Annotated in this window: 15 protein-coding genes and 1 riboswitch; of the genes, 7 read left to right on the top strand and 8 right to left on the bottom strand. The window is 73.0% G+C overall.

Features of this window, described 5'->3' with window-relative positions:
- Positions 1-26: 26 nt before the first annotated feature.
- From sucC to Sco07f_RS16135, 5 genes are all read right to left on the bottom strand, one after another.
- A complete protein-coding gene (gene sucC / locus Sco07f_RS16160; protein WP_007444050.1) occupies positions 27-1,211 on the bottom strand; it encodes an ADP-forming succinate--CoA ligase subunit beta in 1,185 nt (394 codons plus the stop codon).
- A gap of 717 nt (positions 1,212-1,928) precedes the next feature.
- Entirely contained in the window at positions 1,929-3,032 is a 1,104-nt protein-coding gene (locus Sco07f_RS16150; RefSeq protein ID WP_108988221.1) for a hypothetical protein, read from the bottom strand.
- 173 nt (positions 3,033-3,205) lie between these two features.
- Entirely contained in the window at positions 3,206-4,405 is a 1,200-nt protein-coding gene (locus tag Sco07f_RS16145) for a vWA domain-containing protein (RefSeq protein WP_167468117.1), read from the bottom strand.
- A complete protein-coding gene (locus tag Sco07f_RS16140; RefSeq protein ID WP_108988220.1) occupies positions 4,402-6,846 on the bottom strand; it encodes a DUF5682 family protein in 2,445 nt (814 codons plus the stop codon). The genes Sco07f_RS16145 and Sco07f_RS16140 overlap by 4 nt, the downstream gene beginning before the upstream one ends.
- A 126-nt stretch (positions 6,847-6,972) precedes the next feature.
- Positions 6,973-8,082 carry an ATP-binding protein gene (locus Sco07f_RS16135; RefSeq protein WP_108988219.1) on the bottom strand — a complete coding sequence of 370 codons (1,110 nt, stop codon included), beginning with the start codon at positions 8,080-8,082 and terminating at the stop codon, positions 6,973-6,975.
- A gap of 131 nt (positions 8,083-8,213) precedes the next feature.
- Between Sco07f_RS16135 and Sco07f_RS16130 the strand changes: the two genes are divergently transcribed.
- Positions 8,214-9,251, top strand: a complete 1,038-nt coding sequence (locus Sco07f_RS16130) for an SWIM zinc finger family protein (RefSeq protein WP_108988218.1) — start codon at positions 8,214-8,216, stop codon at positions 9,249-9,251.
- 240 nt (positions 9,252-9,491) lie between these two features.
- Positions 9,492-11,246, top strand: a complete 1,755-nt coding sequence (locus tag Sco07f_RS16125) for a DUF5691 domain-containing protein (RefSeq protein WP_244942062.1) — start codon at positions 9,492-9,494, stop codon at positions 11,244-11,246.
- Between the two features lie 256 nt (positions 11,247-11,502).
- On the opposite strand, the gene icmB is transcribed toward Sco07f_RS16125, so the two are convergent.
- Positions 11,503-11,919: a coenzyme B12-dependent isobutyryl CoA mutase small subunit gene (icmB, locus tag Sco07f_RS16120; RefSeq protein WP_108988216.1), complete on the bottom strand. Its 417-nt coding sequence runs from the start codon at positions 11,917-11,919 to the stop codon at positions 11,503-11,505.
- Between the two features lie 467 nt (positions 11,920-12,386).
- Between icmB and Sco07f_RS16115 the strand changes: the two genes are divergently transcribed.
- Positions 12,387-13,406: an esterase/lipase family protein gene (locus tag Sco07f_RS16115; protein WP_108988215.1), complete on the top strand. Its 1,020-nt coding sequence runs from the start codon at positions 12,387-12,389 to the stop codon at positions 13,404-13,406.
- A gap of 196 nt (positions 13,407-13,602) precedes the next feature.
- Positions 13,603-15,300: a M23 family metallopeptidase gene (locus Sco07f_RS16110; protein WP_108988214.1), complete on the top strand. Its 1,698-nt coding sequence runs from the start codon at positions 13,603-13,605 to the stop codon at positions 15,298-15,300.
- A 101-nt stretch (positions 15,301-15,401) separates the two neighbouring features.
- Here Sco07f_RS16110 and pcrA read toward each other — a convergent pair whose 3' ends face one another.
- Positions 15,402-17,891, bottom strand: a complete 2,490-nt coding sequence (gene pcrA, locus Sco07f_RS16105) for a DNA helicase PcrA (protein WP_108988213.1) — start codon at positions 17,889-17,891, stop codon at positions 15,402-15,404.
- A 254-nt stretch (positions 17,892-18,145) separates the two neighbouring features.
- Positions 18,146-18,331: riboswitch (cyclic di-AMP (ydaO/yuaA leader) on the top strand.
- A gap of 6 nt (positions 18,332-18,337) precedes the next feature.
- Here pcrA and Sco07f_RS16100 point away from each other — a divergent pair.
- Together Sco07f_RS16100 and Sco07f_RS16095 are read left to right on the top strand one after the other, a co-directional pair.
- Positions 18,338-19,534 (top strand): C40 family peptidase, encoded by a 1,197-nt coding sequence (locus Sco07f_RS16100; protein ID WP_007444076.1) that lies wholly within the window; start codon positions 18,338-18,340, stop codon positions 19,532-19,534.
- A gap of 27 nt (positions 19,535-19,561) precedes the next feature.
- Positions 19,562-20,581 (top strand): tellurite resistance/C4-dicarboxylate transporter family protein, encoded by a 1,020-nt coding sequence (locus Sco07f_RS16095; protein ID WP_108988353.1) that lies wholly within the window; start codon positions 19,562-19,564, stop codon positions 20,579-20,581.
- Here the strand turns inward: Sco07f_RS16095 and Sco07f_RS16090 are convergent.
- Positions 20,559-20,912 (bottom strand): hypothetical protein, encoded by a 354-nt coding sequence (locus tag Sco07f_RS16090; RefSeq protein WP_007444092.1) that lies wholly within the window; start codon positions 20,910-20,912, stop codon positions 20,559-20,561. The two genes, Sco07f_RS16095 and Sco07f_RS16090, sit on opposite strands and share 23 nt — an antisense overlap.
- A gap of 308 nt (positions 20,913-21,220) precedes the next feature.
- On the opposite strand from Sco07f_RS16090, the gene Sco07f_RS16085 reads away from it, so the two are divergent.
- Positions 21,221-22,264, top strand: coding sequence for a C40 family peptidase (locus tag Sco07f_RS16085; RefSeq protein WP_087789800.1), 1,044 nt, complete (start codon positions 21,221-21,223; stop codon positions 22,262-22,264).
- Positions 22,265-22,284: the final 20 nt, after the last annotated feature.

The following is a 22,284-nucleotide window of genomic DNA, read 5'->3' as shown; positions in this document are numbered from 1 at the left end:
TGTGTTGGTGTCCTCGTCCTGAGTGCTTACTTGGCGGCGGCGTGAGCCAGCTCGGCGGCCTTGTCGGCCGCGCCGTCCATGGTGTCGACGCGCTGGACCAGCGGGTGGTTGGCGTCGGTGAGGATCTTGCGGCCCAGCTCGGCGTTGTTGCCGTCGAGACGGACGACGAGCGGCTTCTCGACCTTCTCGCCGCGGTCCTCCAGGAGCTTCAGCGCCTGGACGATGCCGTTGGCGACCTCGTCGCAGGCGGTGATGCCGCCGAAGACGTTGACGAACACGGAACGGACGTCCGGGTCGCCGAGGATGATCTCCAGGCCGTTCGCCATGACCTGGGCGGAGGCGCCGCCACCGATGTCCAGGAAGTTGGCGGGCTTGACGTTGCCGTGCGCCTCACCGGCGTAGGCGACGACGTCCAGGGTGCTCATGACGAGCCCGGCGCCGTTGCCGATGATGCCGACCTCGCCGTCGAGCTTGACGTAGTTGAGGTTCTTCTCCTTGGCGGCGGCCTCGAGCGGGTTGGCCGCGGCCTTGTCGTGGAGGGCCTCGAAGTCGGGGTGACGGAACTCGGCGTTGTCGTCCAGCGACACCTTGCCGTCCAGGGCGATGACGTCGCCGGAGACGACCTTGGCCAGCGGGTTGACCTCGACCAGGAGGGCGTCCTCCTTGATGAAGGTGTCCCACAGCTTGACCAGGATGTCGGCGACCTTGTCGGCGACCTCGGCCGGGAACTTCGCGGCCTCGACGATCTCGCGCGCCTTCTCGGGCGTCACACCGTCGATCGCGTCGATCGGGGTCTTGGCGACGGCCTCCGGACGGGTGGCCGCCACCTCCTCGATCTCCACGCCGCCCTCGACGGAGGCGATGGAGAGGAAGGTGCGGTTGGCACGGTCGAGGAGGAAGGAGACGTAGTACTCCTCGACGATCTCGGGGGCGGTCTCGGCGATCATCACCTTGTGGACCGTGTGGCCCTTGATGTCCATGCCGAGGATGTCCGTCGCGCGGGCGACGGCCTCGTCCGCCGAGGCGGCGAGCTTCACGCCGCCGGCCTTGCCACGGCCACCGACCTTCACCTGAGCCTTGACGACGGACTTGCCGCCCAGACCCTCGGTGATCGCGCGCGCCGCCTCAGGCGTGTCGATGACTTCACCGGCCAGCACCGGTACATCGTGCTTGGCGAAGAGGTCCCTCGCCTGGTACTCGAACAGGTCCACGCGCTTCCGTCCCTATCAGTGATCTCGCGGTTCGTTGGATGCGTGGGCGTGCCGCGAAGGGCAACGTGACGTCCGCTGTGAGTCACAAGGGGGGCGCACACGGTGTCCGAGCGCGCGGCATGTCCGTCTCGCAGGTTATCGCCGCATGCGGAGGGTCTCTAAATCGTGGGTCACACCTGAGCGGTGATGCCTGTCACATGATGCCGCGCTCACTGGCACCGGGTGCCGGGCGTGAGCGTCGTGCGGGGCGCCTCGCGTCGCTGGTGAGGGGCCTCACCGGGCTGGGGTTGACCCGGTGAGGCCCGTGGCGCCCCCGGCGGGCCGCACGGGTGCGGTCCACCGGGGTGCGGTCCGGCTGCTCCCCACCCCAATGGGGACCAGCCGGACCGGACCGCGGGGTTTCGGCCGGACGGAGGCCGACGGCTTTCGGCCGTCCGGGGCCTGCCGCCCCGCGGGGTCTGTGTCTGCCGCGGCGACGAGGCCACGTGATGCCGGTGCCGAGCGCCCGGTGCCGGGCACCGGACGCCCCGCACCGGGTGGGGGCGGGAGTGTCCGGTGCGCCGGGGCGGGGTACGGCGGCGCGGCGGTTCGTCCGCGGCGGCGGGTACGACTGATGCGGCGCGCTCGGGGCGTGGCTGGAGGCCCGGCGGGTGCCGGGCGGGTGCGCGGCAGATGCGCGGCCGGGGCGTGGCGAGAGCGCGGCGGCGGAGGGCCGTTCTAGGCGGGGGAGACGGGAATGTCCCGGTACGGCTCCCGGACGCCGGCCGCGTCGGCCCGCTCCGGGGCGCCGGGCACGATCCGGAAGGTGATCCGGTGCAGCGAGGTGACCGCGCGGACGTCCCCGTGACGCGACGTTCCCTGGTCGGCACCGGACACGGTGCCGAGCGACCCGTCGGCCCCGGTGGGCGAGGGGCGGCCGGGCGCGTACCCGGTGTGCGCGACACCGGCCGGGTGGGGGCGCGCGTGCGCGGCGGGCACCGTCCGGAGGCGGGGCTCCGGCCCGTAGCCGACGACGCGTGCCGGGATTCCCGATCCTTCTGCGACTCGGGCGTCGGCGGCACCGGCCTCGTCGGGGCCGGTGTCGTCCGCCACCGTCGCCTCCGTCGCCTCCGACGCCTCCGACGCCTCCGTCGCGGGCTCGGGGCGCGGGCCGGGGGCTGCCGATCCCGAACGACCGGAGGGATCGGCCCGGTCGGCCCGGTCGGTCCGGTCGGCCGGGTTCGTCAGGTCGGTCGGATCCGTCAGGTCGGTCAGGTCGGTGAACTCGGCCAAGTCGGCCAAGTCGGCCAGGTCCGGGACATCGGTGAGGTCCGGCACGTCGGTCGGGTCCGAGGGCTCCGCCGGGTCCGTCGGGCCGGACGGGTCCGGGAGCACCTGCACCGGCGGCACCTCCGCCGTCACGACCGCGCCGAGCCCTTCGACCCGCTCGGTCACCGTCTCCACCCCGTCACCGACCGGTCGCACGAGCCGGTCCTCAACGACGTGGACGGCCTTCTCGGCGAGGGGAGGGAGCCCCGGAGACACGGACACGGCGTCGGGGCGCGACCCCGGAACGGCTTCGGCGCCCTGCTCCTGCACCTGTCTCTGCGGCTGGGTCTGTCGCTGCGGCTGCGGCTGCGGCTGCGCGGGGACGTCGAGGACCCGGGCGACCGTGTCCGCCAAGGTGTCCGGAGCCCCGTCAGCCGCCTGCGCCCGCCCTCCGCAGAGCAGACCGAGCAGGAACAACCCGCCCACCAGCAGCGCCACGTGCAACGCACGCCGCCCGGCCGCCGTGCGCAGGACGCGCAGAGCGGCACCCGGCAGTACTGCTGACCGGATCAAGGGGCGGAGATCCCTCCCGTGCGGCGGAACTGGGGCCACGCGTCGAACAACGCATCGACACGCCGCGCGATACTCGCACGGACATCCGCAGTTCGTGCAAGCCCCCTTCACACCGATGGGGAGTCATATCCGTTTTGACCGCGGGAATCGGGACACCCCGGATCGCCGTGGCGTCACCCGGCGTCCGGTATCGGCAGGGGCCGCCGCTCGAGCGCCGCCGCCATCACCTCCGGGAAGAGATCGGGGGTGCAGGCGAAGGCCGGTGCGCCGAGCGCGGCGAGGGACGCCGCGTGTTCCCGGTCGTACGCGGGCGTCCCCTCGTCGGACAGCGCCAGCAGCGTCACGAACTCCACTCCCGCGGACTTCATCGCCGCGACCCGCTTGAGCATCTCGTCGCGTATGCCTCCCTCGTACAGGTCGCTGATCAGCACGACCACCGTCTCCGCGGGCCGGGTGATCCGCGACTGGCAGTACGCCAGCGCGCGGTTGATGTCCGTACCGCCGCCCAGACGCGTGCCGAAGAGCACGTCGACCGGGTCCTCCAGCTGGTCGGTGAGGTCGACGACCGTCGTGTCGAAGACGACGAGCCGGGTGTCGATCGCGCGCATGGACGCCAGCACCGCGCCGAACACGGACGCGTACACGACGGACGCGGCCATCGACCCGGACTGGTCGACGCAGAGGACGACCTCCTTCTTCACCGAACGGGAGGCCCGCCCGTAGCCGATGAGCCGCTCCGGAACGACGGTCCGGTGTTCCGGCAGGTAGTGCTTGAGATTGGCCGCGATCGTGCGGTGCCAGTCGATGTCGTGGTGCCGGGGGCGGCTGACGCGGGCGCTGCGGTCCAGGGCACCGGTCAGGACGGCACGGGCACGGGTGGCGAGCCGCTCCTCCAGATCCTCGACGACCTTGCGCACGACGGTCCGTGCCGTCTCCTTCGTCATCTCCGGCATCGCCTGGTGCAGGGACAGCAGGGTGCCGACCAGGTGCACGTCGGCCTCCACCGCCTCGAGCATCTCCGGCTCCAGCAGGAGGGTGTCGAGCCCGAGCCGGTCGATCGCGTCCCGCTGCATGACCTGGACGACGGGGGAGGGGAAGTAGGTCCTGATGTCCCCCAGCCAGCGCGCCACTGCCGGTGCGGAGGCGCCCAGCCCGGCCGCACGGTCCCGGCCGGCCCGCGGTGTGCCGCCCTTCCCGTAGAGCGCGGTGAGTGCCCCGTCCATCGCGGCGTCCCGCCCGGACAGCGCGTGGCCGGTGCCGTCGGCCGCGTCACCGCCGAGGACGAGCCGCCACCGCCGCAGCCGTTCCCGCGCCGCCCCGTCGGCGTCCACCGGCTCGGTCGCCGTCGTGTGTCCGGTCGGGTGCCCCGTCATGTGCCCACTCCCACCAGGTCGTTGTCGTCCGGTGCCGGGTCCCGGCCCAGCAGCAGCCGGATCACCGGCAGGACCGCGTCGGCCCGCGCGGTGTCGAGGCCGGCCGCGAAGCCCGGTATGCCGGAGCCCGCCGTCGTCACGCTCCCCCGTGCCTCCGGCCCGCGTCTGACCAGCTCACCGACGCTGCGGCGCACTCCCGGCTCGTAGGCGGAGAAGGTGCGGCGCAGCAGGGGCAGTACGTCCGTGAACGCGTCCGCCGGCACGCCGGTCAGCCAGGCGTCGATCAGGGTCAGCAGCCGCTCGTCGTGCAGGAGGAGCATGCCGCCGCCCGAGCCGCCGCCGACGAAGCCCTCGATCCAGGCCGCCGCGTCCGCCGGCGCGGTCCCCGGGGACAGCACCAGGCCCATGATCCGCGCCGCCTCGTCCGGCGCCAGCTCACCGTCGTCCAGCAGCAGCCGTACGGCACGCCCGCGGACGATGCCGGGCACCGCGTCCCGTGCGGAGAGGGTCCGCAGCACTGCCCGCCAGCGGGACCGCAGGTCGCCGTGGCCCGGCGCGGGAGCGTCGCCGAGCAGGCCCACGGCCGTGTGCACGGAGTCCACGTGACGGCGCATCTCCTCGGCCGCGTCGGCGTCCAGTGCGGCGCAGGCCGCGGGCAGGCCGACGAAGACGCGCTCGGCGAGGCCCGCGGCGACCTCGGCCAGCGCTCCGGTGTCCGTGCCGCGCACATCGCCGTAGCGCAGCGAACGGACGAGGGCGGGCAGGGCCTCGGCGAGGTGGCCGACGTCCGTGTCGAGCGCCGCGCGGTCGGCGAGGATCCGCATCACCGGCGTGAGCGCTTCCGGCAGTTCGGCCAGCAGGCAGCGTTCCGCTAGCGCGGTGACCTCGGCCAGGCCCCGGGCGGTGACGGCGTCCGCCTCGGCCCTGGCCGTGGCCGCGGCGAGCACCGTGGTGCCCCACACCCCGGCCTCGGCGACGCGCACCGACAGCTCCGGCTCCCACCGCAGCCGCCACGTCTCCCGGAACGTGCCGGTGCTGCGCGAGGCGGTCGGCTCGCCCCAGCCGACGCCGAGGAGCCGCAGCCGGTGCAGGAGTCTGCTGCGCCCGGTGTCGGTCTCCTTGCGCAGGTCCAGCTCCAGCTCACGCTCCGCGGCCTCGGGTCTGAGCCGCAGCCGCCGCTGGATCCGGGTCAGGTCCCGCTGCAACGGCACCGCGGGCGCCCCCGCGGGAACCTCGCCCAGCACGTCCCCCACCACCAGCCGATCGTGGACCAGCGCCAGCGGCACGTCCGAACCGTCGCACAGCACCGCCCGCACGGCGTCCGTCGTCTCGCTCAGTCCGGCCAGCGGGCGTCCACGGATCGCCGCGAGCGCCCCGGCCAGCCGCGCCGCCTCGATGACGTGCGCCGGGGAGACGGTCCTGCCCTCCTCCCGCAGCAGTCCGGCCACCCTGGTCAGCCATCGCTCGACGGGCCGGTCGACCGCGGCGAACAGATGCCCGTACCAGCCCGGTGACTCGATGCCCGCCCCGTACCCCCCGGCCCGGGACAACCGGCGATGGGTCCAGGGCACCCAGGTCATGTCCACCTTGGTCCTGGGCAGCCCCTTCACCAGGGCCCGGTCGGCGGCGACGGCGGCCCTGCGCCGCAGCGCGGGCACGTGCCAGGCCCCGCAGACCACGGCCACGCCCTCGGCGAACTCCCGCCGCGCGGCCCGGACCTGGAGCCGCATGTAGGCCTCCCGCACGAGGTCCCGGTCGTGCGCGGTGTCCCCCTCGCCGCCCTCCTCGGTCTCGCGCAGCGCCGTCATGGCCTCCTCCAGCGCCGTGAACGGGGCGAACACGTCCCCCTCCCCCGGGCCCCGGTGCTCGATCACGTCCTCCCACCAGCGCTCCGGGTCGTCGTGCCCGGCGGCCGCAGCGAGGACGGCGAGCGGGTCGCCCCGGACGTCGAGGGAAGCCGCACCGGGCACGTCCCCTTCTTCCCGGCCGTCCCCCTGCCCGGTCACCTCCTCGTCCGCCTCCCCGGTCGTCTCCCCCGTCTCCTCGTCCGCCACTCGCCAGGCGAGCGTGTGCGCGGCCGGGAGGTCGATGAAGCGGGCCGGGACTCCGTGTTCCAGGGCCCAGCGGACGGCCACCCACTCGGGGGAGAACTCGGCCAGCGGCCAGAACGCCGAGCGCCCCGGCTCGTCCACGGCGTGGGCGAGGAGGGCGACCGGCGGCCGCATGTCCTCGTCGGCGGCCAGCGGGATCAGGGCGTCGGCCTCCGGCGGCCCTTCGACCAGCACCACCCCCGGCCGGGCGGCCTCCAGCGCGGCCCGCACGGCCCGCGCCGACCCCGGCCCGTGGTGGCGGACGCCCAGCAGCGACAGCCAGCCTCCAGGTTCGCCGGTGCCGCCGGGACCGCCGGACCCGCCGCTCCCGGCCCGGTCAGTGCCCGCCACGCCGTCCCCCTCGCCTACGGGTCCAGCTCGAGTCCCCGTCGTCCCCCGCGCCCGCCGTCGTACCGGTCACCGCGGCTCCCGTCACCGCGGCGCCCGCCCCACCTCGCGTCCACATCCCCTTGCCGCTCATACGGACACCTCCCGGCAGGCCCGGTAGAAGTCCTGCCAGCCGTCGCGTTCGCGCACGACCGTCTCCAGGTACTCCTGCCAGACGACGCGGTCGGTTCCCGGGTCGCGGACGACCGCGCCGAGGACGCCCGCCGCGACGTCGCCGGGCCGCAGCACCCCGTCGCCGAAGTGGGCGGACAGGGCGAGGCCGCCGGTGACGACGGAGATCGCCTCGGCCGTGGACAGCGTGCCGCTGGGCGACTTGACCTTCGTACGGCCGTCGCTCGTCATCCCGTCGCGCAACTCGCGGAAGACGGTGACGACACGGCGGATCTCGTCGGTGCCGTCGGGCGCCGACGGCAGGTCGAGGGAGCGGCCGATCTGGTCGACGCGACGCGTGACGATGTCGACCTCGGCCTCGGCGCTCTCCGGGAGCGGCAGCACGACGGTGTTGAAGCGGCGGCGCAGGGCACTGGACAGCTCGTTGACCCCGCGGTCGCGGTCGTTGGCGGTGGCGATCAGGTTGAAGCCGCGTACCGCCTGCACCTCCTGGCCCAGTTCCGGTATGGGCAGGGTCTTCTCCGACAGGATGGTGATCAGGGTGTCCTGTACATCGGCCGGAATGCGGGTCAGCTCCTCCACCCGGGCGGTCATGCCCTCCGCCATGGCCCGCATCACCGGGCTGGGCACCAGGGCGTCCCGGTCGGGGCCGTGGGCGAGGAGCCGTGCGTAGTTCCAGCCGTAGCGGATCGCTTCCTCCGGTGTGCCGGCCGTCCCCTGGACCAGCAGGGTCGAGTCGCCGCTGACGGCCGCGGCGAGGTGTTCGGACACCCAGGTCTTCGCCGTACCGGGCAGCCCGAGCAGGAGCAGTGCGCGGTCGGTGGCGAGGGTGCTGACGGCGACCTCGACGACGCGGCGCGGGCCCACGTACTTCGGGGTGATCACCGTGCCGTCGGGCAGCGTCCCGCCGCGCAGGTAGAGGGCGACCGCCCACGGCGACAGCCTCCAGCGGTCCGGACGCGGACGGTCGTCCTGCGCGGCGAGCGCGGCCAGTTCGGCCGCGAACGCGTGCTCGGCGTGCGGCCGCAGGACCTCGGTCCCGGACGTCTGCACTGCACCTGCGGACATGGCTGATTCCCCCTCCAGCTAGACCGGTTCGATCTGTCGTCCACGGTGCACCACGCCACTGACAATCGCCCTGACCTGCACAAACACGCTCGCCCACGTCATTGTCAGTGGCGGGACCTACCTTCGATGGCATGACTCAGCAGGGGGCGAGCCGGACCGAACGGCACGAGCACGCGGAGGAGGGGACGGCGGCCCCGTCCGCCCCCTCGGCCGTGACCGGTGATCCCGAGGCGGCGCGGCGCCGTGCGGAGCGGCGGGCCGAGCGGATCACCGCGGGGGCGACGGAGTTGGAGCAGCGCCTCGCGGACCTCCTGCGCGGCGGTCTGGCCGACGCCGGACGAGCGGGGCCCGGGCTGTGGGAGGAGACGGCGGCCCGCATGGTCGACGCCCAGGCGCCGGGACTGGCCTCGCGGGTGAGGGAGCTGGGGTCCATACCGGCGTCGGGCCCCGGCTGGCCGGTACGGCTGCTCGAGGAGTGCGCCCTGCTCCATCTGCTCGACCAGGGCTGGTTGCGCCGCGAGCGGCTGCCGGACGGCCTGGCGGCGACGGTCCGTTCACGCGTGGGCCTGCAAGCGGCCGCGGACGGCCCGCCGGTGCGGGACCACTGGCTGGTGCTCGCCCAGTACGACACCGCGGACACCCGGCTGACGACCCGTCGCGTCTGGTTGCACGGCGCGGAGTCGGAGCGCACGGCGCTGCTCCTCTCCTACGGAGCCGGGGGCCGGGCACCGGAGCTGACGCTGCCGGTCGGGCTCGCCCTGGACGCGGAGCTCTCGGCGTACCCGGGAGCGGGGCGGCGGCGAGCGGCCCTCGGCCGGCGGTTCGCACCGCCCGAGCCCGCGCGGACACGCCCCAGGGGGCTCACGACGTCCCAGGCGGCCGTCCGTTACGGCGGGGCCCTCCGCGGCGACCCGTGGCTGGACTCGGTGCCGGTGACCCTGGACCGGGTGGTCCCCGTGCCGGACGGCGACGGCTGGCAACTGGCGGACGCCGACGGGGACACGGCCCTGCCGCTCACCCCGGCCGCCGGGAGCCGGTCGGGACTGTGGCGGCTGGTCGCCCTGTCGGGCGGCGCGCCGGTCACGGTCTTCGGGGAGTGCGGCCACCGAGGCTTCACGCCGCTGACGGCCTGGCCGGCCGGGCCGGGCCCGGCGGTGCCGCTGTGCTGACCCGTCCCGGGCGACGGGACCGGAACGGAACCTGAGGGGAACGACATGACCACGACTCCCACCCCCGCGGACACGTCCGCACCGGCGTCGGCCACCGTGTCGGGGCCGGGGGCAGCCGTCGAAGCCACGATCTCCGCATCGGCCCACGCGGCCGCGGGTCCCACGCCGTCCGGGGCGGGCACCACGCCGTCCGGGGCGAGCCCCGGGCTCCGGGCAGACGCCGTAACCAAGGTGGACTCCATGCCTCTAGCTCCGGTTGGGACAGCAGCCACCAACGGGCCCGAATCCACATCCGAAACCGAAACCGAAGCCGAAACCGAAGAGGCCGTGCCGTCGGCGGAGACGGTCCGCCGACCGACTCCGGCCCGCCCGCCGGCGGCCTCCTCCCCACCCCCGGGGGGTTCTGAGCCCGGAGTGTGGGAGGAGCTGGTCACCTCGGCGCTGCTGGGTACGGACCGGCGTACTCCCCCGGGCGGCGAGCACGGGCCCGGCGCCGCGGGTGCCCTGCTGGACGCGGCGGCCGCGGAGACCGTACGCCGTCGCGCGGGACTGCGACCGGCCCGCGCGGCCCGGCGCCTCGACCCCGCGCCCGAGGACCGCCGCCCGCCGCTGCCGGCCGCGGCCGCCCGCCGCCTCATGATGCTGCTCACCGACCGACCCGGCGCGGCGGGCGGCGGCCGCAGGGGCAGCGCGCCCGATCTGATGGAGCTGCTGCCCCAATGGCTGGCGACGGCGAACGCCCGCGGTTTCGCGGCACCGCCCCAGGCGCTTCCGGCACTGCTGGACGCGGCGCGGGGCCGTACGGACCTGCGGCCGGCGGCGCTGACGTTCGCGGGGCCCCGTGCCCTGTGGCTGGCCCGGCTGAACCCGGACTGGCGGTTCGCCCTGCGGGCCACGCACGGTGGCGTCGCCACCCTGTCCGGTCCGGATGCCACCGGGCGGGTGCGGCGGCTCTGGGACGAGGGTCTGTTCGCCGAACGGATCGCTCTCCTGGCGTCCCTGCGCACCCGCGACCCCGCGGGCGCACGCGAGTTGCTGGAGTCGACCTGGGCCACGGAACGGGCCGAGGACCGGTTGATGTTCCTCGACTCGCTGCGGACGGGGCTGGAAGCGGCGGACGAGCCGTTCCTGGAACAGGCGCTGGCCGACCGCAGCCGCAACGTCCGGGCCACGGCGGCGGAGTTGCTGTCGGCGCTGCCGCTCTCGGCGCTGGCCGCGCGCATGGGGGCGCGAGCCGTGACCTGTGTGTCCCTCGATCGCAGCCTCACTCCACCGGCGATCGTCGTCGAAGCGCCCCACGAGTGCGACGCGGGCATGGAGCGGGACGGTGTGGTGGCCAAGCCGCCCGCGGGACGGGGTGAACGTTCGTGGTGGCTCGACCAGTTGGTGGAGGCGGCTCCGCTGGCATGCTGGCCGGACCGGCTCGCGGGGCGTACGGCCGAGGAGATCGTCGCACTCCCGGTGTCGGACGGCTGGCAGAGCGAGCTGCACGCGGCGTGGTGCCGCGCGGCGGTACGACAGCGCGACGGCGCTTGGGCGAGGGCGTTGCTGGGAGCGCCCACCGCGCCCGAGGCCGGCGGTCCTGGCGCGGTGTCCCTGGCCGAGCGGGCCAAGTTGCTCGGCACCCTGAACGCCGGCGAGCGCGCCGAGTGGGTCGCCGGGTTCATCGCGACGCACGGACTGTCCGAGGCGTTCCAGCTGCTGGGCATGTGTGGGGTGCCGTGGGCCACGCCGCTCGGACGCGCGGTGGTCGACGCGCTCAACATCGCCCGCGACGCCGGGAGCTACCCATGGAGCTTCAGCGGCGTGATGGGGCTGGCAGAACGCTGCCTCGACCCCTCGGAGGCAGGCCGCCTCGACGGCCTGCTGGCGATACCGGACGAGTCGGCGGACGCGTCACCGGGGGCGGGAGGGTACTGGGCGGAAGCCTTCCAACGGCTCGTGACGACGTTGCGGTTGCGGGCGGCGATGGCCGCGGAGCTCCGGGCCGGGTAACGACGGCTCCGGGCCGGGTAACGACGGCTCCGGGCCGGGTAACGAGGGCGCCGCGTCGGCACAGGGCACGGGACGCGCCGTCGCGCAGGGCGTCGCGCACGCGCGCCCACACCCACCGGCACACACCGGCCCCACCAGCGCCTACAGGCACCCACCCGCGCCCAACGGCACACACGCGCGGGCCCACAGGCACCCCCGCGCCCCCGGGCCACCGGCGCACGCGCCCGGGGATCCGCACCCGCCCGGCGGGTCGCGGCTACGCCCCCGCGTGCTCCCGCACGTTCGCCCGGACCCATTCCACGATGGACGCCGTGGTCGCGCCGGGCGTGAAGATCTCCGCGACGCCCTTCTCCTTCAGCGGGGCGATGTCCGCCTCGGGGATGATCCCGCCGCCGAAGACCAGGATGTCGGCCGCGTCCCGCTCCCGGAGCAGCTCGATCACCGCGGCGAAGAGCGTGTTGTGCGCACCGGAGAGGATGGACAGCCCGATCGCGTCGGCGTCCTCCTGGATCGCGGTGTCGACGATCTGCTCGGGAGTCTGGTGGAGCCCGGTGTAGATGACCTCCATACCGGCGTCGCGCAGGGCCCGCGCGATCACCTTGGCCCCGCGATCGTGGCCGTCGAGCCCCGGCTTGGCCACCACCACGCGGATCGGACCGGCTGCCACACCCATCACTGCCTCCATGAAGCGACTACATCCATCCGTACCGACAAGTACCGCACACTTCGCGTCTCACGGCGCGGAGACCCCGCACCACAACGTCCGGGGAAGTGAACGAACGTTATCGCCAGCATCCCGCAACCGGCAGTTTCGCGGTGGATACAGAGGGGGAAATCACACGGTGGGACATGTTCGCCGCGCACCGCACCAGGGCGCGGCGGCACATTGCGCACGGAGCGCCGCAGCGAGGGCGTCACAGGACGGCGGCGAGCGAGCCTCGCCACCCGCCGTTTCACCTCACGCACACCACAGGCCTCGTACAGCTCGTACGGCTCGTACGACCCACACGGCACACGTGGGCCACGTGGCCCTGAGACGTGCGTAAACCTCGCGAACATCACCAATCTCTGGTGTCACGGCGCTCCACGAGGGCACACGGGAGACAGAGGCGTCCCTGCGTGCCGACAGGAGGTCGGCCCATGAAGGTCACCACGGCAGCACTGCCCCTTCTCCCGCTCTTTCAGCGTCTCCTGCCCGGCCTGCCAGGGCTCCCCGCGATCCCAGGACTCCCCGCCCTCCCGGGGCTGTCCGAGGTGGCGGCCCTTCCCGGCCGGCTGACCGGGCTCTCCCTGAACCTCCTGAAGGCGAGCGCCCTCGAGGCCGCGATCCTCGCCGGGCACCTCCTCCTCTATCCCTCCGGGATCATCCAGGAGCGCCGTCCGGCCCAGACGCTCCGGCCGACGGGCTCCGGGGACCCGCAGCCGTCGCCCCCGCCCCTCAGGCTCCCGGTTCCCACCAGTCCCCCGGTCGTGCTGCTGCACGGCTTCATCGACAACCGCTCGGTCTTCCTGCTGCTGCGCCGCAGCCTGGCCCAGCACGGCAGGCACGAGATCGAGTCGCTGAACTACTCCCCTCTGACCTGCGACATCCGCACCGCCGCCGAACTGCTGGGCCGGCACGTCGAGGAGATCTGCGAGCGGACCGGCAGCGAGCGCGTCGACGTGGTCGGGCACAGCCTCGGCGGCCTGATCGCGCGCTACTACGTGCAGTGCCTCGGCGGAGACCTCCGGGTCCGCACCCTCGTGACGCTCGGCACTCCGCACGCCGGCACCAAGGTGGTACCGCTGGCGAACGCGCACCCGATCGTGCGCCAGATGCGTCCCGGGTCGGCGGTGATCGAGGAGCTGACCCGGCCGGCGCCCGGCTGCCGTACCCGCTTCGTCAGCTTCTGGAGCGACCTGGACCACGTCATGGACCCGCTGGAGACGGCCTGCCTCGACCATCCCGACCTGAGCGTGCAGAACGTACGGGTGAGCGGCATCGGCCACCTCGCGCTGCCCGTGCACCCCACCGTCGCCACCGGGATCCGGCAGGCACTCGACACCGCCGGACCGGAACCGGAAACGGACTCCGAATCCGAACCGGGAACGAGAACGGGGACGGGAACAGGAACGGGAACAGGAACGGGCAAGCACAGCGGTGGACTCACCATCGCCTGAGACCGAAGCAACCCGTTCGGACTCGAACGGAAGTCGAACACAAAGCCAAACCCGTGCCCGCCCTCCCCCAAAACACGGCCGATTGCCCGTTTCCTTCGCGCGCGAAACCTGCGGAAGATTGTCGTGCCCGTATACCGCCGGGTACAGTCGCCGCACTGCTCTGGCAGCCCCTGTTGTCGAGGCGAAAGAGAAGTTGGTGAACGACCGTCACCCGTCGGGGACCGGAAACACCCCGGCTTCGGCTTCCGACGCCGCTTCGGCGCAGTACGCGCCGTACGGCACAGGGGAGGCCCAGTACGGCGACCTCACCACGTACGGCGGCTACGACGCCACCGGTTTCTCCACCGGCGGTGCCGACCCCGCCGCCTTCGACGCGGACCCCCTCTTCGGCAGCATGCCGGGCCACTACACCGGGACCCACGAGGCCACGGGCTCGTACGACGCCACCCAGTGGTCCACCGGCGGGGCGCAGACCCTGCACTACGACGCGTACGCGGCCCAGCACCAGGCCGCCTACGACACCGGCGCCTACGACGCGACGACCTGGTCGACCGGATACCAGCAGCCGGGCTCCATGACGCCGCAGGCGACGACCACCGACGCCACCGGGCAGTGGGACACCGGCGCCTGGAGCACACCGGACCAGTCGGGCGACCCGGCCGACGGGACCCAGCAGTGGCACTGGGGAACGCAGACCCTCGAAACGGGCACTTTCGAGACGGGCGCCTTCGCGACGGGCGCCTTCGGAACCACCACACACGACACCGGCGCCTACGAGACGGGCGCCTTTGCGACCGGCACGTTCCACGCCGGCGCGTTCGCGGGCGGCCCGGTGGACACCGGCGCCTACGACGCCACCCAGTGGAACGCGGACGCCACCGCCACCGCCACCGCCGTGATCGAGGACCCGACCCGGCCGGCCGGGCACCCCGCACCGGACGACGGCGCGCAGGACGCCCCGCCCGTCGCCGAGGACTCCGGCTTCGCCCCGTCGGCGGGCTCTGCGGAATCCGCCCCGTACGACGTCGAGTTGGCCGCCACCGGTGAACTTCCCGCCGTGACCGCCCTCCTGGACGACCAGGAGGAGGTCACGCCGGCCGCCCGGATCCCGGCCGCACGCACCGGTTCCCGCGCCGGGGCGCGTTCCCGCCGCCGCCAGCCCGCCAAGCGCTCCGCGCTGCTGACCATCGCGGTGCCCTCGGCCTGCGTGATGAGCGTCGCCGGTATCGCGGCCGCCTCCGTCGGCAGCCTGACCGGCGACGAGGGCACGGACACCGCGGCGTCGGCGCCCGACCCGGGCAACGCGAAGGCAGCACCGGTGAAACCGTCCGCCGCCAACAACAAGCTGGACACCCAGCTCACCAGCCTGGCCGCCGGAGCCGACGACTTCGCCGACCGGGCCAGCCGGACGCAGGAGCGCATCGACCTCAAGGCCGAGCAGGCCGCCGAGAAGAAGCGGGCGGCGCAGGAAGCGGCCCGCAAGGAGCGGCTGCGCCCCAAGTTCGCCCTCCCGGTGGAGCAGCACGGCCTCAGCGCGTACTACGGGCAGGCCGGCATCAACTGGATGTCCTCGCACACCGGTATCGACTTCCCCGTGCTCCAGGGAACGACGGTGATGGCGGCGACCGACGGTACCGTGCGGACGCAGTTCAACAGCGCGTACGGCAACATGATGATCGTGACCGCGAAGGACGGCACGGAGACGTGGTACTGCCACCTCTCCAGCTACCAGGTTCCCTCCGGCACCACCGTGAAGGCGGGCGACGCGATCGCGTACTCCGGCGACTCGGGCAACTCCACCGGTCCGCACCTGCACTTCGAGGTGCGCCCCGCGGGCGGCTCGTCGATCGACCCGCTCCCGTGGCTGCGCAGCCACGGCCTCAACCCGACGTGACGCCGTAACGTCTCAGCAGATCGCCGGGCCCGTCCCCGAGCCGGTCCCGGGCCGGTCCCGGACGACCGTCCGGGACCTCGCCGCGTCCGTCGAACCGCCCCTCAGAGCTTCTCCACCGGCGCGTACCGCAGCAGCAGCCGCTTCGGCTTGGTGTCCCCGAAGTCGATCGTCGCCTCCGCGTTGGACCCGGTGCCCTTGACCCCGACGACCGTGCCGAGTCCGAACTGGTCGTGCGTGACGCGGTCGCCGACCGCCAGCGAGACCGTCGGCTGCTCGGCGCCGGCCGACCTGCGGGTGGCGAAGCCGGACGCGCCCGACGCCGACGAGCGGGAACGCGACGAGGACAGCGACGCCGCCACGCCCGAGACCGGCGCGGAGGGCGCGGGACCGTTCGCCCCGGTCCGCTTCCACTCCAGGTGGGGGGCCGGGATCTCCTCCAGGAACCGCGAGGGCGGGTTGTACGACGGCTGGCCCCAGGCGCTGCGCAGCGTCGACCGGGTCAGGTAGAGGCGCTCACGGGCGCGCGTGATGCCGACGTAGGCGAGGCGCCGTTCCTCCTCCAGCTCCTTGGCCTGGCCGAGGGCGCGCATGTGCGGGAAGACGCCGTCCTCCATGCCGGTGAGGAAGACGACCGGGAACTCCAGGCCCTTGGCGGTGTGCAGGGTCATCAGGGTGACGACGCCGTCGCCGTCCTCCTCGTCCGGGATCTGGTCGGAGTCCGCGACGAGCGCGACCTTCTCCAGGAAGTCGGCCAGCGTCCCGGCCTCCTCGTCCTCGGCCCGCTCCTGCTCGAACTCCAGGGCGACGGCCGCGAGTTCCTGGAGGTTCTCGATGCGGGTCTCGTCCTGCGGGTCGGTGGAGGCCTGCAACTCCGCCAGGTACCCCGTGCGTTCGAGGATCGCCTCGAGGACGGTCGCCGGTCCGGCGCCGGACTCGACGATCGTACGGAGGTCCTCCATGAGCGTGTTGAACCGCTTGACGGCGTTCGCGGAGCGCGCGGCCATCCCGTACGCCTCGTCGACGCGCCTGAGCGCCTGCGGGAAGCTGATCCTCTCGCGCTGGGAGAGGGCGTCGATCATCGCCTCGGCGCGGTCGCCGATGCCGCGCTTGGGGACGTTGAGGATGCGGCGCAGCGGCACCGAGTCCTCGGGGTTGGCCAGCACCCGCAGGTAGGCCAGGACGTCCCGGACCTCCTTGCGCTCGTAGAAGCGGACGCCGCCGACGACCTTGTAGGGCAGGCCGGTGCGGATGAAGACCTCTTCGAAGACACGGGACTGCGCGTTGGTCCGGTAGAAGACCGCGACGTCTCCGGCCTTGGCCTCGCCCGCGTCGGTGAGGCGGTCTATCTCGTCGGCGACGAACTGCGCCTCGTCGTGCTCGGTGTCGGCGACGTACCCGGTGATCTGCGCGCCGCTGCCCTGGTTGGTCCACAGGTTCTTGGGGCGGCGGGACTCGTTGCGCTCGATGACCGCGTTGGCGGCGCTGAGGATGGTCTGCGTGGAGCGGTAGTTCTGCTCGAGCAGGATCGTCGTCGCGTCCGGGTAGTCCTCCTCGAACTGGAGGATGTTGCGGATGGTGGCGCCGCGGAAGGCGTAGATCGACTGGTCGGCGTCGCCCACCACGCACAGCTCGGCGGGCGGCACCTCGGCCTCCGGCGGCACGTCGACGGGGTGCTCCGAGGGCACGCCGACCAGCTCGCGCACCAGGGCGTACTGGGCGTGGTTGGTGTCCTGGTACTCGTCGACCAGGACGTGCCGGAAGCGGCGGCGGTAGTGCTCGGCGACGTCCGGGAAGGCGCGCAGCAGGTTGACCGTCGTCATGATCAGGTCGTCGAAGTCGAGGGCGTTGGCCTCGCGCAGCCGCGACTGGTACATGGCGTAGGCCTGGGCAAGCGTCTTCTCGAAGCCGTCGGCGGCCTGGGCGGCGAAGTCCTCCTCGTCGATCAGCTCGTTCTTCAGGTTGCTGATCTTCGCGCTGAACGACTTCGGCGGGAAGCGCTTGGGGTCGAGGTCCAGGTCTCGGCAGACCAGTGCCATGAGCCGCTTGGAGTCGGCGGCGTCGTAGATCGAGAACGACGAGGTGAAGCCGAGCCTCTTCGACTCGCGGCGCAGGATGCGCACGCACGCGCTGTGGAAGGTCATCACCCACATCGCGTTGGCGCGCGGGCCGACGAGCTGCTCGACCCGCTCCTTCATCTCGCCCGCGGCCTTGTTGGTGAAGGTGATCGCGAGGATCTGCCCGGGATGGACGCTCCGCTCGGCCAGCAGGTGGGCGATGCGGTGGGTGAGGACGCGGGTCTTGCCGGAACCGGCACCGGCCACGATGAGCAGCGGGGAGCCGGAGTGGACGACGGCGGCGCGCTGGTTCTCGTTCAGCCCCTCCAGGAGGGCCGCGGCGTCCAGGGCGGGGCGCGGGGCGCCGTCCCGGTAGTGGGTGTCCCGCTCCGGGGGCGCGTCGAACTTCCCGCCGAACAGATCGTGCGGAACCGGCTCCGGTCCGTGATCGTCCTCGGGCGGCGGCGGGGGTTCCTCCTCGTGACCCCGGGGGGTCTGGAGGCTCGCCAGGAAGCTGTCGTCAAAGAGGCTGCTCATCGCTCTCCGAGTCTAGGGCGCCCCACCGACAACCCGGTGCCACCCCGGAAAATGCCCACCGCACCCCGGCGCGGGCACGCCCTGCGACCAGCGGAACCACGAAGAGTGACGTTCGCGACCGGCCCGGAAGCACCCGAACGAAAGGTCACGAAAATGTATCGGGCATATCACCCACCAACCTTCACAGCGGCCACACGAGTTGGCTACGGTGCGGGGCAGGCCGCTCGACCCCCTCCGGCGAACCTCGCCGGGCCGCGCGGCCTCCGCCGAGTCCGGTCTGCCCGCACGGCACCCGGAGCCGGGGACCCACCGAGACCTTGGGGTGAATCGGCCGCACCGCCCTCGCCGAGACGAAGAGGGCGGGCCGCCGTAGGGCAACCCTTCCGAACCACCGCCCGAACCCGACAGCTAACCCGGTAGGCGGAGCACTGGAAGGAGTCGCCTCCTTGGCGTCGCACCGCAAGTCGCGTCCCACCGGTCCCCGCGTCGCGGGCATACGGACCCCGGCCCTCGCCACCGCGGCCCTCACCTCCGTCGCCCTGTTGTCCCAGACGGCGAACGCCACGCCGTCGGACGACCGGCCGACCCTGGAGGAGGTCGAGAAGAAGGTCGACGACCTCTACCGGCAGGCCGGGTCGGCGACCGAGAAGTACAACGCGGCCAAGGAGAAGACCTCCAAGCAGCGCAAGAAGGTCGACGGCCTCCTCGACGACGTCGCCCAGCGCACCCAGAAGCTCAACGACGCGCGCGAGGAGCTGGGTTCGTTCGCCTCCGCCCAGTACCGCACGGGCGCCGCGGTCCCGGAGACCGCGACCCTGCTGCTCGCGGACTCGCCGCAGGACTACTTCGACCAGAACCAGCTGATGAACCGGCTCACCGGCCGGCAGAAGAGCGCCGTCGACGACTACGTCACCCAGCAGTCCGAGACCATGAAGAAGCGCCGGGAGGCCACCGAGGGCCTCGAGACGCTCACCGAGTCGCAGAACGATCTGAAGACGGCCAAGTCGACCGTCCAGAAGAAGCTCGCCACCGCGCGGGAGCTGCTGTCGGAACTGACCGCCGAGGAGAAGGCCCGGCTGGCGGCGATCGAGAAGAAGAAGCAGGAGGAGGCCGACCGCAAGGCCGCCGAGCTGGCGAAGAAGCAGCAGGCGCAGCAGGAGGCCGAGCGCCGGCGGCAGGAGGAGGCCGCCCAGCAGCAGGAGAGCGGCGCCGGATCCGGGGGAACCTCCGGCGGCACCGGTTCGTCGGACTCCTCGGGCTCGTCGACGCCGGGCACCTCGACCGGCACCAAGGCCGACAAGGCGATCGCCTTCGCCCGCGCCCAGATCGGCAAGCCGTACGTCTGGGGCGCCACGGGCCCCGGCTCCTACGACTGTTCGGGCCTCACCCAGGCCGCTTGGAAGGCCGCAGGCGTGACGCTGCCGCGCGTCACCTACGACCAGGTCAACGCCGGCACGACCGTCCCCGTCTCCCAGGCACAACCCGGTGACCTGGTCTTCTTCTACGACGACATCAGCCACGTCGGCCTGTACATCGGCGACGGCATGATGATCCACGCCCCGAAGCCGGGCGCGTACGTCCGCGAGGAGTCGATCTTCTACGACGGCGAGTCGTCGATCTACAGCGTGGTGCGTCCCGGCTGACCAGCACGGTTCTCTACCATCGTGGTCATGTCATCGGCCACCCATCACCCCTCCGCGCTGCGCACCTGGCTGGAGCAACGCCCACCGGCGGCCGGGGCCGCGGTGATGGCGACCGGCATCGTGTCGGTCGCCCTGCATCTGACCGGCCGCGAGGTCCTGTCCCGGATCGCCCTGGCCCTGGCCTGTGCCGCCTGGCTGATACTGGCCGCGAACTTCGTCTACCTGCTGTGCGCAAACCGGCCGCAGTGGATCGAGCGGGCGGGGACGCCGGGCGCGCTGACCGCCGTCGCCGCGACGACCGTGCTCGGCACCCGTTTCTCCCTCCTCGGCTGGACGCTCCTGGCGGCGGTGCTGCTGGTGCTGGCGGCCCTGCTGTGGCCGTGGCTGCTGCTCCTGGTGGTGCAGCACTGGGGGCGGAGGATGCCCGGAGCGGTGTTCCTGGGCTGCGTGGCCACGGAGGGGCTGGCCGTGCTCGCCGCAACGCTGTCCGCGGCCACCTCGACGCCCTGGCTGGCGCACGCGGCGCTGGTGCCGTTCTGGCTGGGGATCGTGCTCTACCTGATCGCGCTGTTCCGCTTCGACCTGCGACAGGTGGCCCGGGGCTCCGGGGACCACTGGGTGGCGGGCGGCGCGCTCGCCATCTCGGCCCTCGCCGGGGCCAAGCTGCTCGCGGCGGCCGGCACCGGCATGTACCTGTGGAACGCCGACGACCAGGCCGTCCTGCACGACCTGACGGTGTTCCTGCTCGCCCTGGACCTGGCCTGGTACGCCGTGCTGCTGGCCGCCGAGATCGCCTGGCCGCGCCTCCGCTACGACGTGCGCCGCTGGTCGACGGTCTTCCCGCTCGGCATGACGGCGGCGGCGACGCTGTCGGTGTCCGCCGTCGTCGACGTCCCGTGGCTGGACGCGCCGGGCCGGGCGCTGCTGTGGATCGCGGTGGCCGGTTGGCTGGCGGTCGCTACGGGGGCGGTCGCCCGGGCCCGCTCCGGGCTGCGGTCCGCGGCGGCGGACTCCGGAACGGCGGTCAGGTCCACAGCACCGCGATGAAGACGTTCACCAGGGTCAGCCCGCCCACCAGGCCGAACAGCGGCTTCTCCACCTTCTCCTCGTCGCGCTTCACGTAGACCAGCCCGAGGATCACGATCAGTACGGCGAGCTTCACGCCCATCTTGACGTTGTCGACGGCAGTGTCCTGGGCCTGGTTGAGGCCGATCAGGACGGCACCGGTGACCAGCATCGTCAGCGCGCCGTGCAGCATCGCGGGGGTGAACCGGGCGGTGCCCTGACCCATCGCCTTCATCTGGGTCAGGAAGCCGCCGAGGAGCGCGGCGATGCCGATGATGTGCAGGCCGACGAAGATGTGGATGAGTACGTCCATGAGGCCGGAGCCTAATGAGCCCTCGAACGGCCCCGGACACCGGCCCGTCCCGGCACCTCCCGTAGCAGCTCACGTCCCGACCTGCGTCCGGTCCGACATATCGGTCATCACCCTGCGTGAAGAAGACGGGCTCTGGAGAGTCTTGCGGTCACATACGGTCGCCACCTGATCCACTGCCGCCACTTCCGCGCATCCCGTCACCGGACCGTTACCGACGCGCCTAGCGTCCTGGCCCAGGCGACCGGAGCGAACCGGAGCCGCCCCGGCACGGGCCGGAGCCGAGTCGTACGGAAGGACGTGGATCGCAGGTGGGAACGCACCGCAGGCCGCGACAGCGCGCGAAGGGCGGCGGCAGAGCCCGTACGGCGGCCACGATCACCCTCGCGGGGGCGGCCACCGCGACGGGCCTGGGCGGGACGACCGTGCAGGCCGCTCCGCAGCCGACTGCGGCGCAGGTCAGGGCCAAGGTGGACAAGCTCTACCAGGAGGCCGAGGTGGCCACGGAGAAGTACAACGGCGCGAAGGAGAAGGCGGACGCCGCCGAACAGCGCCTGGAGGAACTGCGGGACGAGGCCGCCCGCAAGGAGGACCGGCTGAACTCGGCACGGGAGACGCTGGGTTCGGTCGCGGCGGCGCAGTACCGCAACGGCGGCCTGGACCCTGCGCTGCAACTGGCGCTCTCCTCCGACCCGGACCGGTACCTCGACGGCGCCGCCTTCGCCGAGCGCGCGGGCAGCCGGCAACGGGCCACGGTGGGCCGCGTGCGCAAGGAGCTCCGCGACATCGAGCAGCTGCGGGGCGCCGCCCGCATCGAGGTGACCTCCCTGAAGTCCCGCCGGGCGGAGCTGAAACGTCACCGCGAGACCGTCACCGGCAAGCTCGAGAAGGCCCGCAGCCTGCTGTCCCGGCTGACCACCGAGGAACGCGCCGGCGCCGGCAACCGGGCCTCCCGCTCGACGCCGGGCCCCCGCGAGAGCCTGTCCGCCTCGTCCCAGGCCCCCAACTCCCGTGCCGCCGCGGCCGTCGCCTACGCCTACCAGAAGCTCGGCAGCCCTTACGTGTGGGGCGCGACCGGCCCGAACGCCTTCGACTGCTCGGGCCTCACCCAGGCCGCCTACCGTGCCGCCGGAGTCTCCCTCCCCCGCACGACCTACGCCCAGATCGACGCGGGCCGCCGCGTCTCGCGGTCCGAACTCCTCCCGGGCGACCTGGTCTTCTTCTACTCCGGCATCAGCCACGTCGGCATCTACGTCGGCAACGGGCAGATGATCCACGCCCCGAACCCGTCGGCACCGGTCCGCGTCGCCCCGGTGGACGAGATGCCGTTCGCGGGGGCTACGCGGGTGGTGTGACGCTCCGGGCCCCCACCGCC

The organism is Streptomyces coelicoflavus (assembly GCF_003112555.1).
Classification (GTDB): domain Bacteria; phylum Actinomycetota; class Actinomycetes; order Streptomycetales; family Streptomycetaceae; genus Streptomyces; species Streptomyces coelicoflavus.
Note: the sequence above shows the minus strand (reverse complement) of the source record. Positions and strands in the feature narration are given on the sequence as shown.

What these genes read in the sequence shown, in the direction of transcription:
- Sco07f_RS16145 (WP_167468117.1), bottom strand. Translation starts at nt 4,405, where the DNA reads ATGACGGGGCACCCGACCGGACACACGACGGCGACCGAGCCGGTGGAC.
- Sco07f_RS16135 (WP_108988219.1), bottom strand. Translation starts at nt 8,082, where the DNA reads ATGTCCGCAGGTGCAGTGCAGACGTCCGGGACCGAGGTCCTGCGGCCG.
- Sco07f_RS16130 (WP_108988218.1), top strand. Translation starts at nt 8,214, where the DNA reads ATGACTCAGCAGGGGGCGAGCCGGACCGAACGGCACGAGCACGCGGAG.
- Sco07f_RS16125 (WP_244942062.1), top strand. Translation starts at nt 9,492, where the DNA reads ATGCCTCTAGCTCCGGTTGGGACAGCAGCCACCAACGGGCCCGAATCC.
- icmB (WP_108988216.1), bottom strand. Translation starts at nt 11,919, where the DNA reads ATGGGTGTGGCAGCCGGTCCGATCCGCGTGGTGGTGGCCAAGCCGGGG.
- Sco07f_RS16115 (WP_108988215.1), top strand. Translation starts at nt 12,387, where the DNA reads ATGAAGGTCACCACGGCAGCACTGCCCCTTCTCCCGCTCTTTCAGCGT.
- pcrA (WP_108988213.1), bottom strand. Translation starts at nt 17,891, where the DNA reads ATGAGCAGCCTCTTTGACGACAGCTTCCTGGCGAGCCTCCAGACCCCC.
- Sco07f_RS16095 (WP_108988353.1), top strand. Translation starts at nt 19,562, where the DNA reads ATGTCATCGGCCACCCATCACCCCTCCGCGCTGCGCACCTGGCTGGAG.
- Sco07f_RS16090 (WP_007444092.1), bottom strand. Translation starts at nt 20,912, where the DNA reads ATGGACGTACTCATCCACATCTTCGTCGGCCTGCACATCATCGGCATC.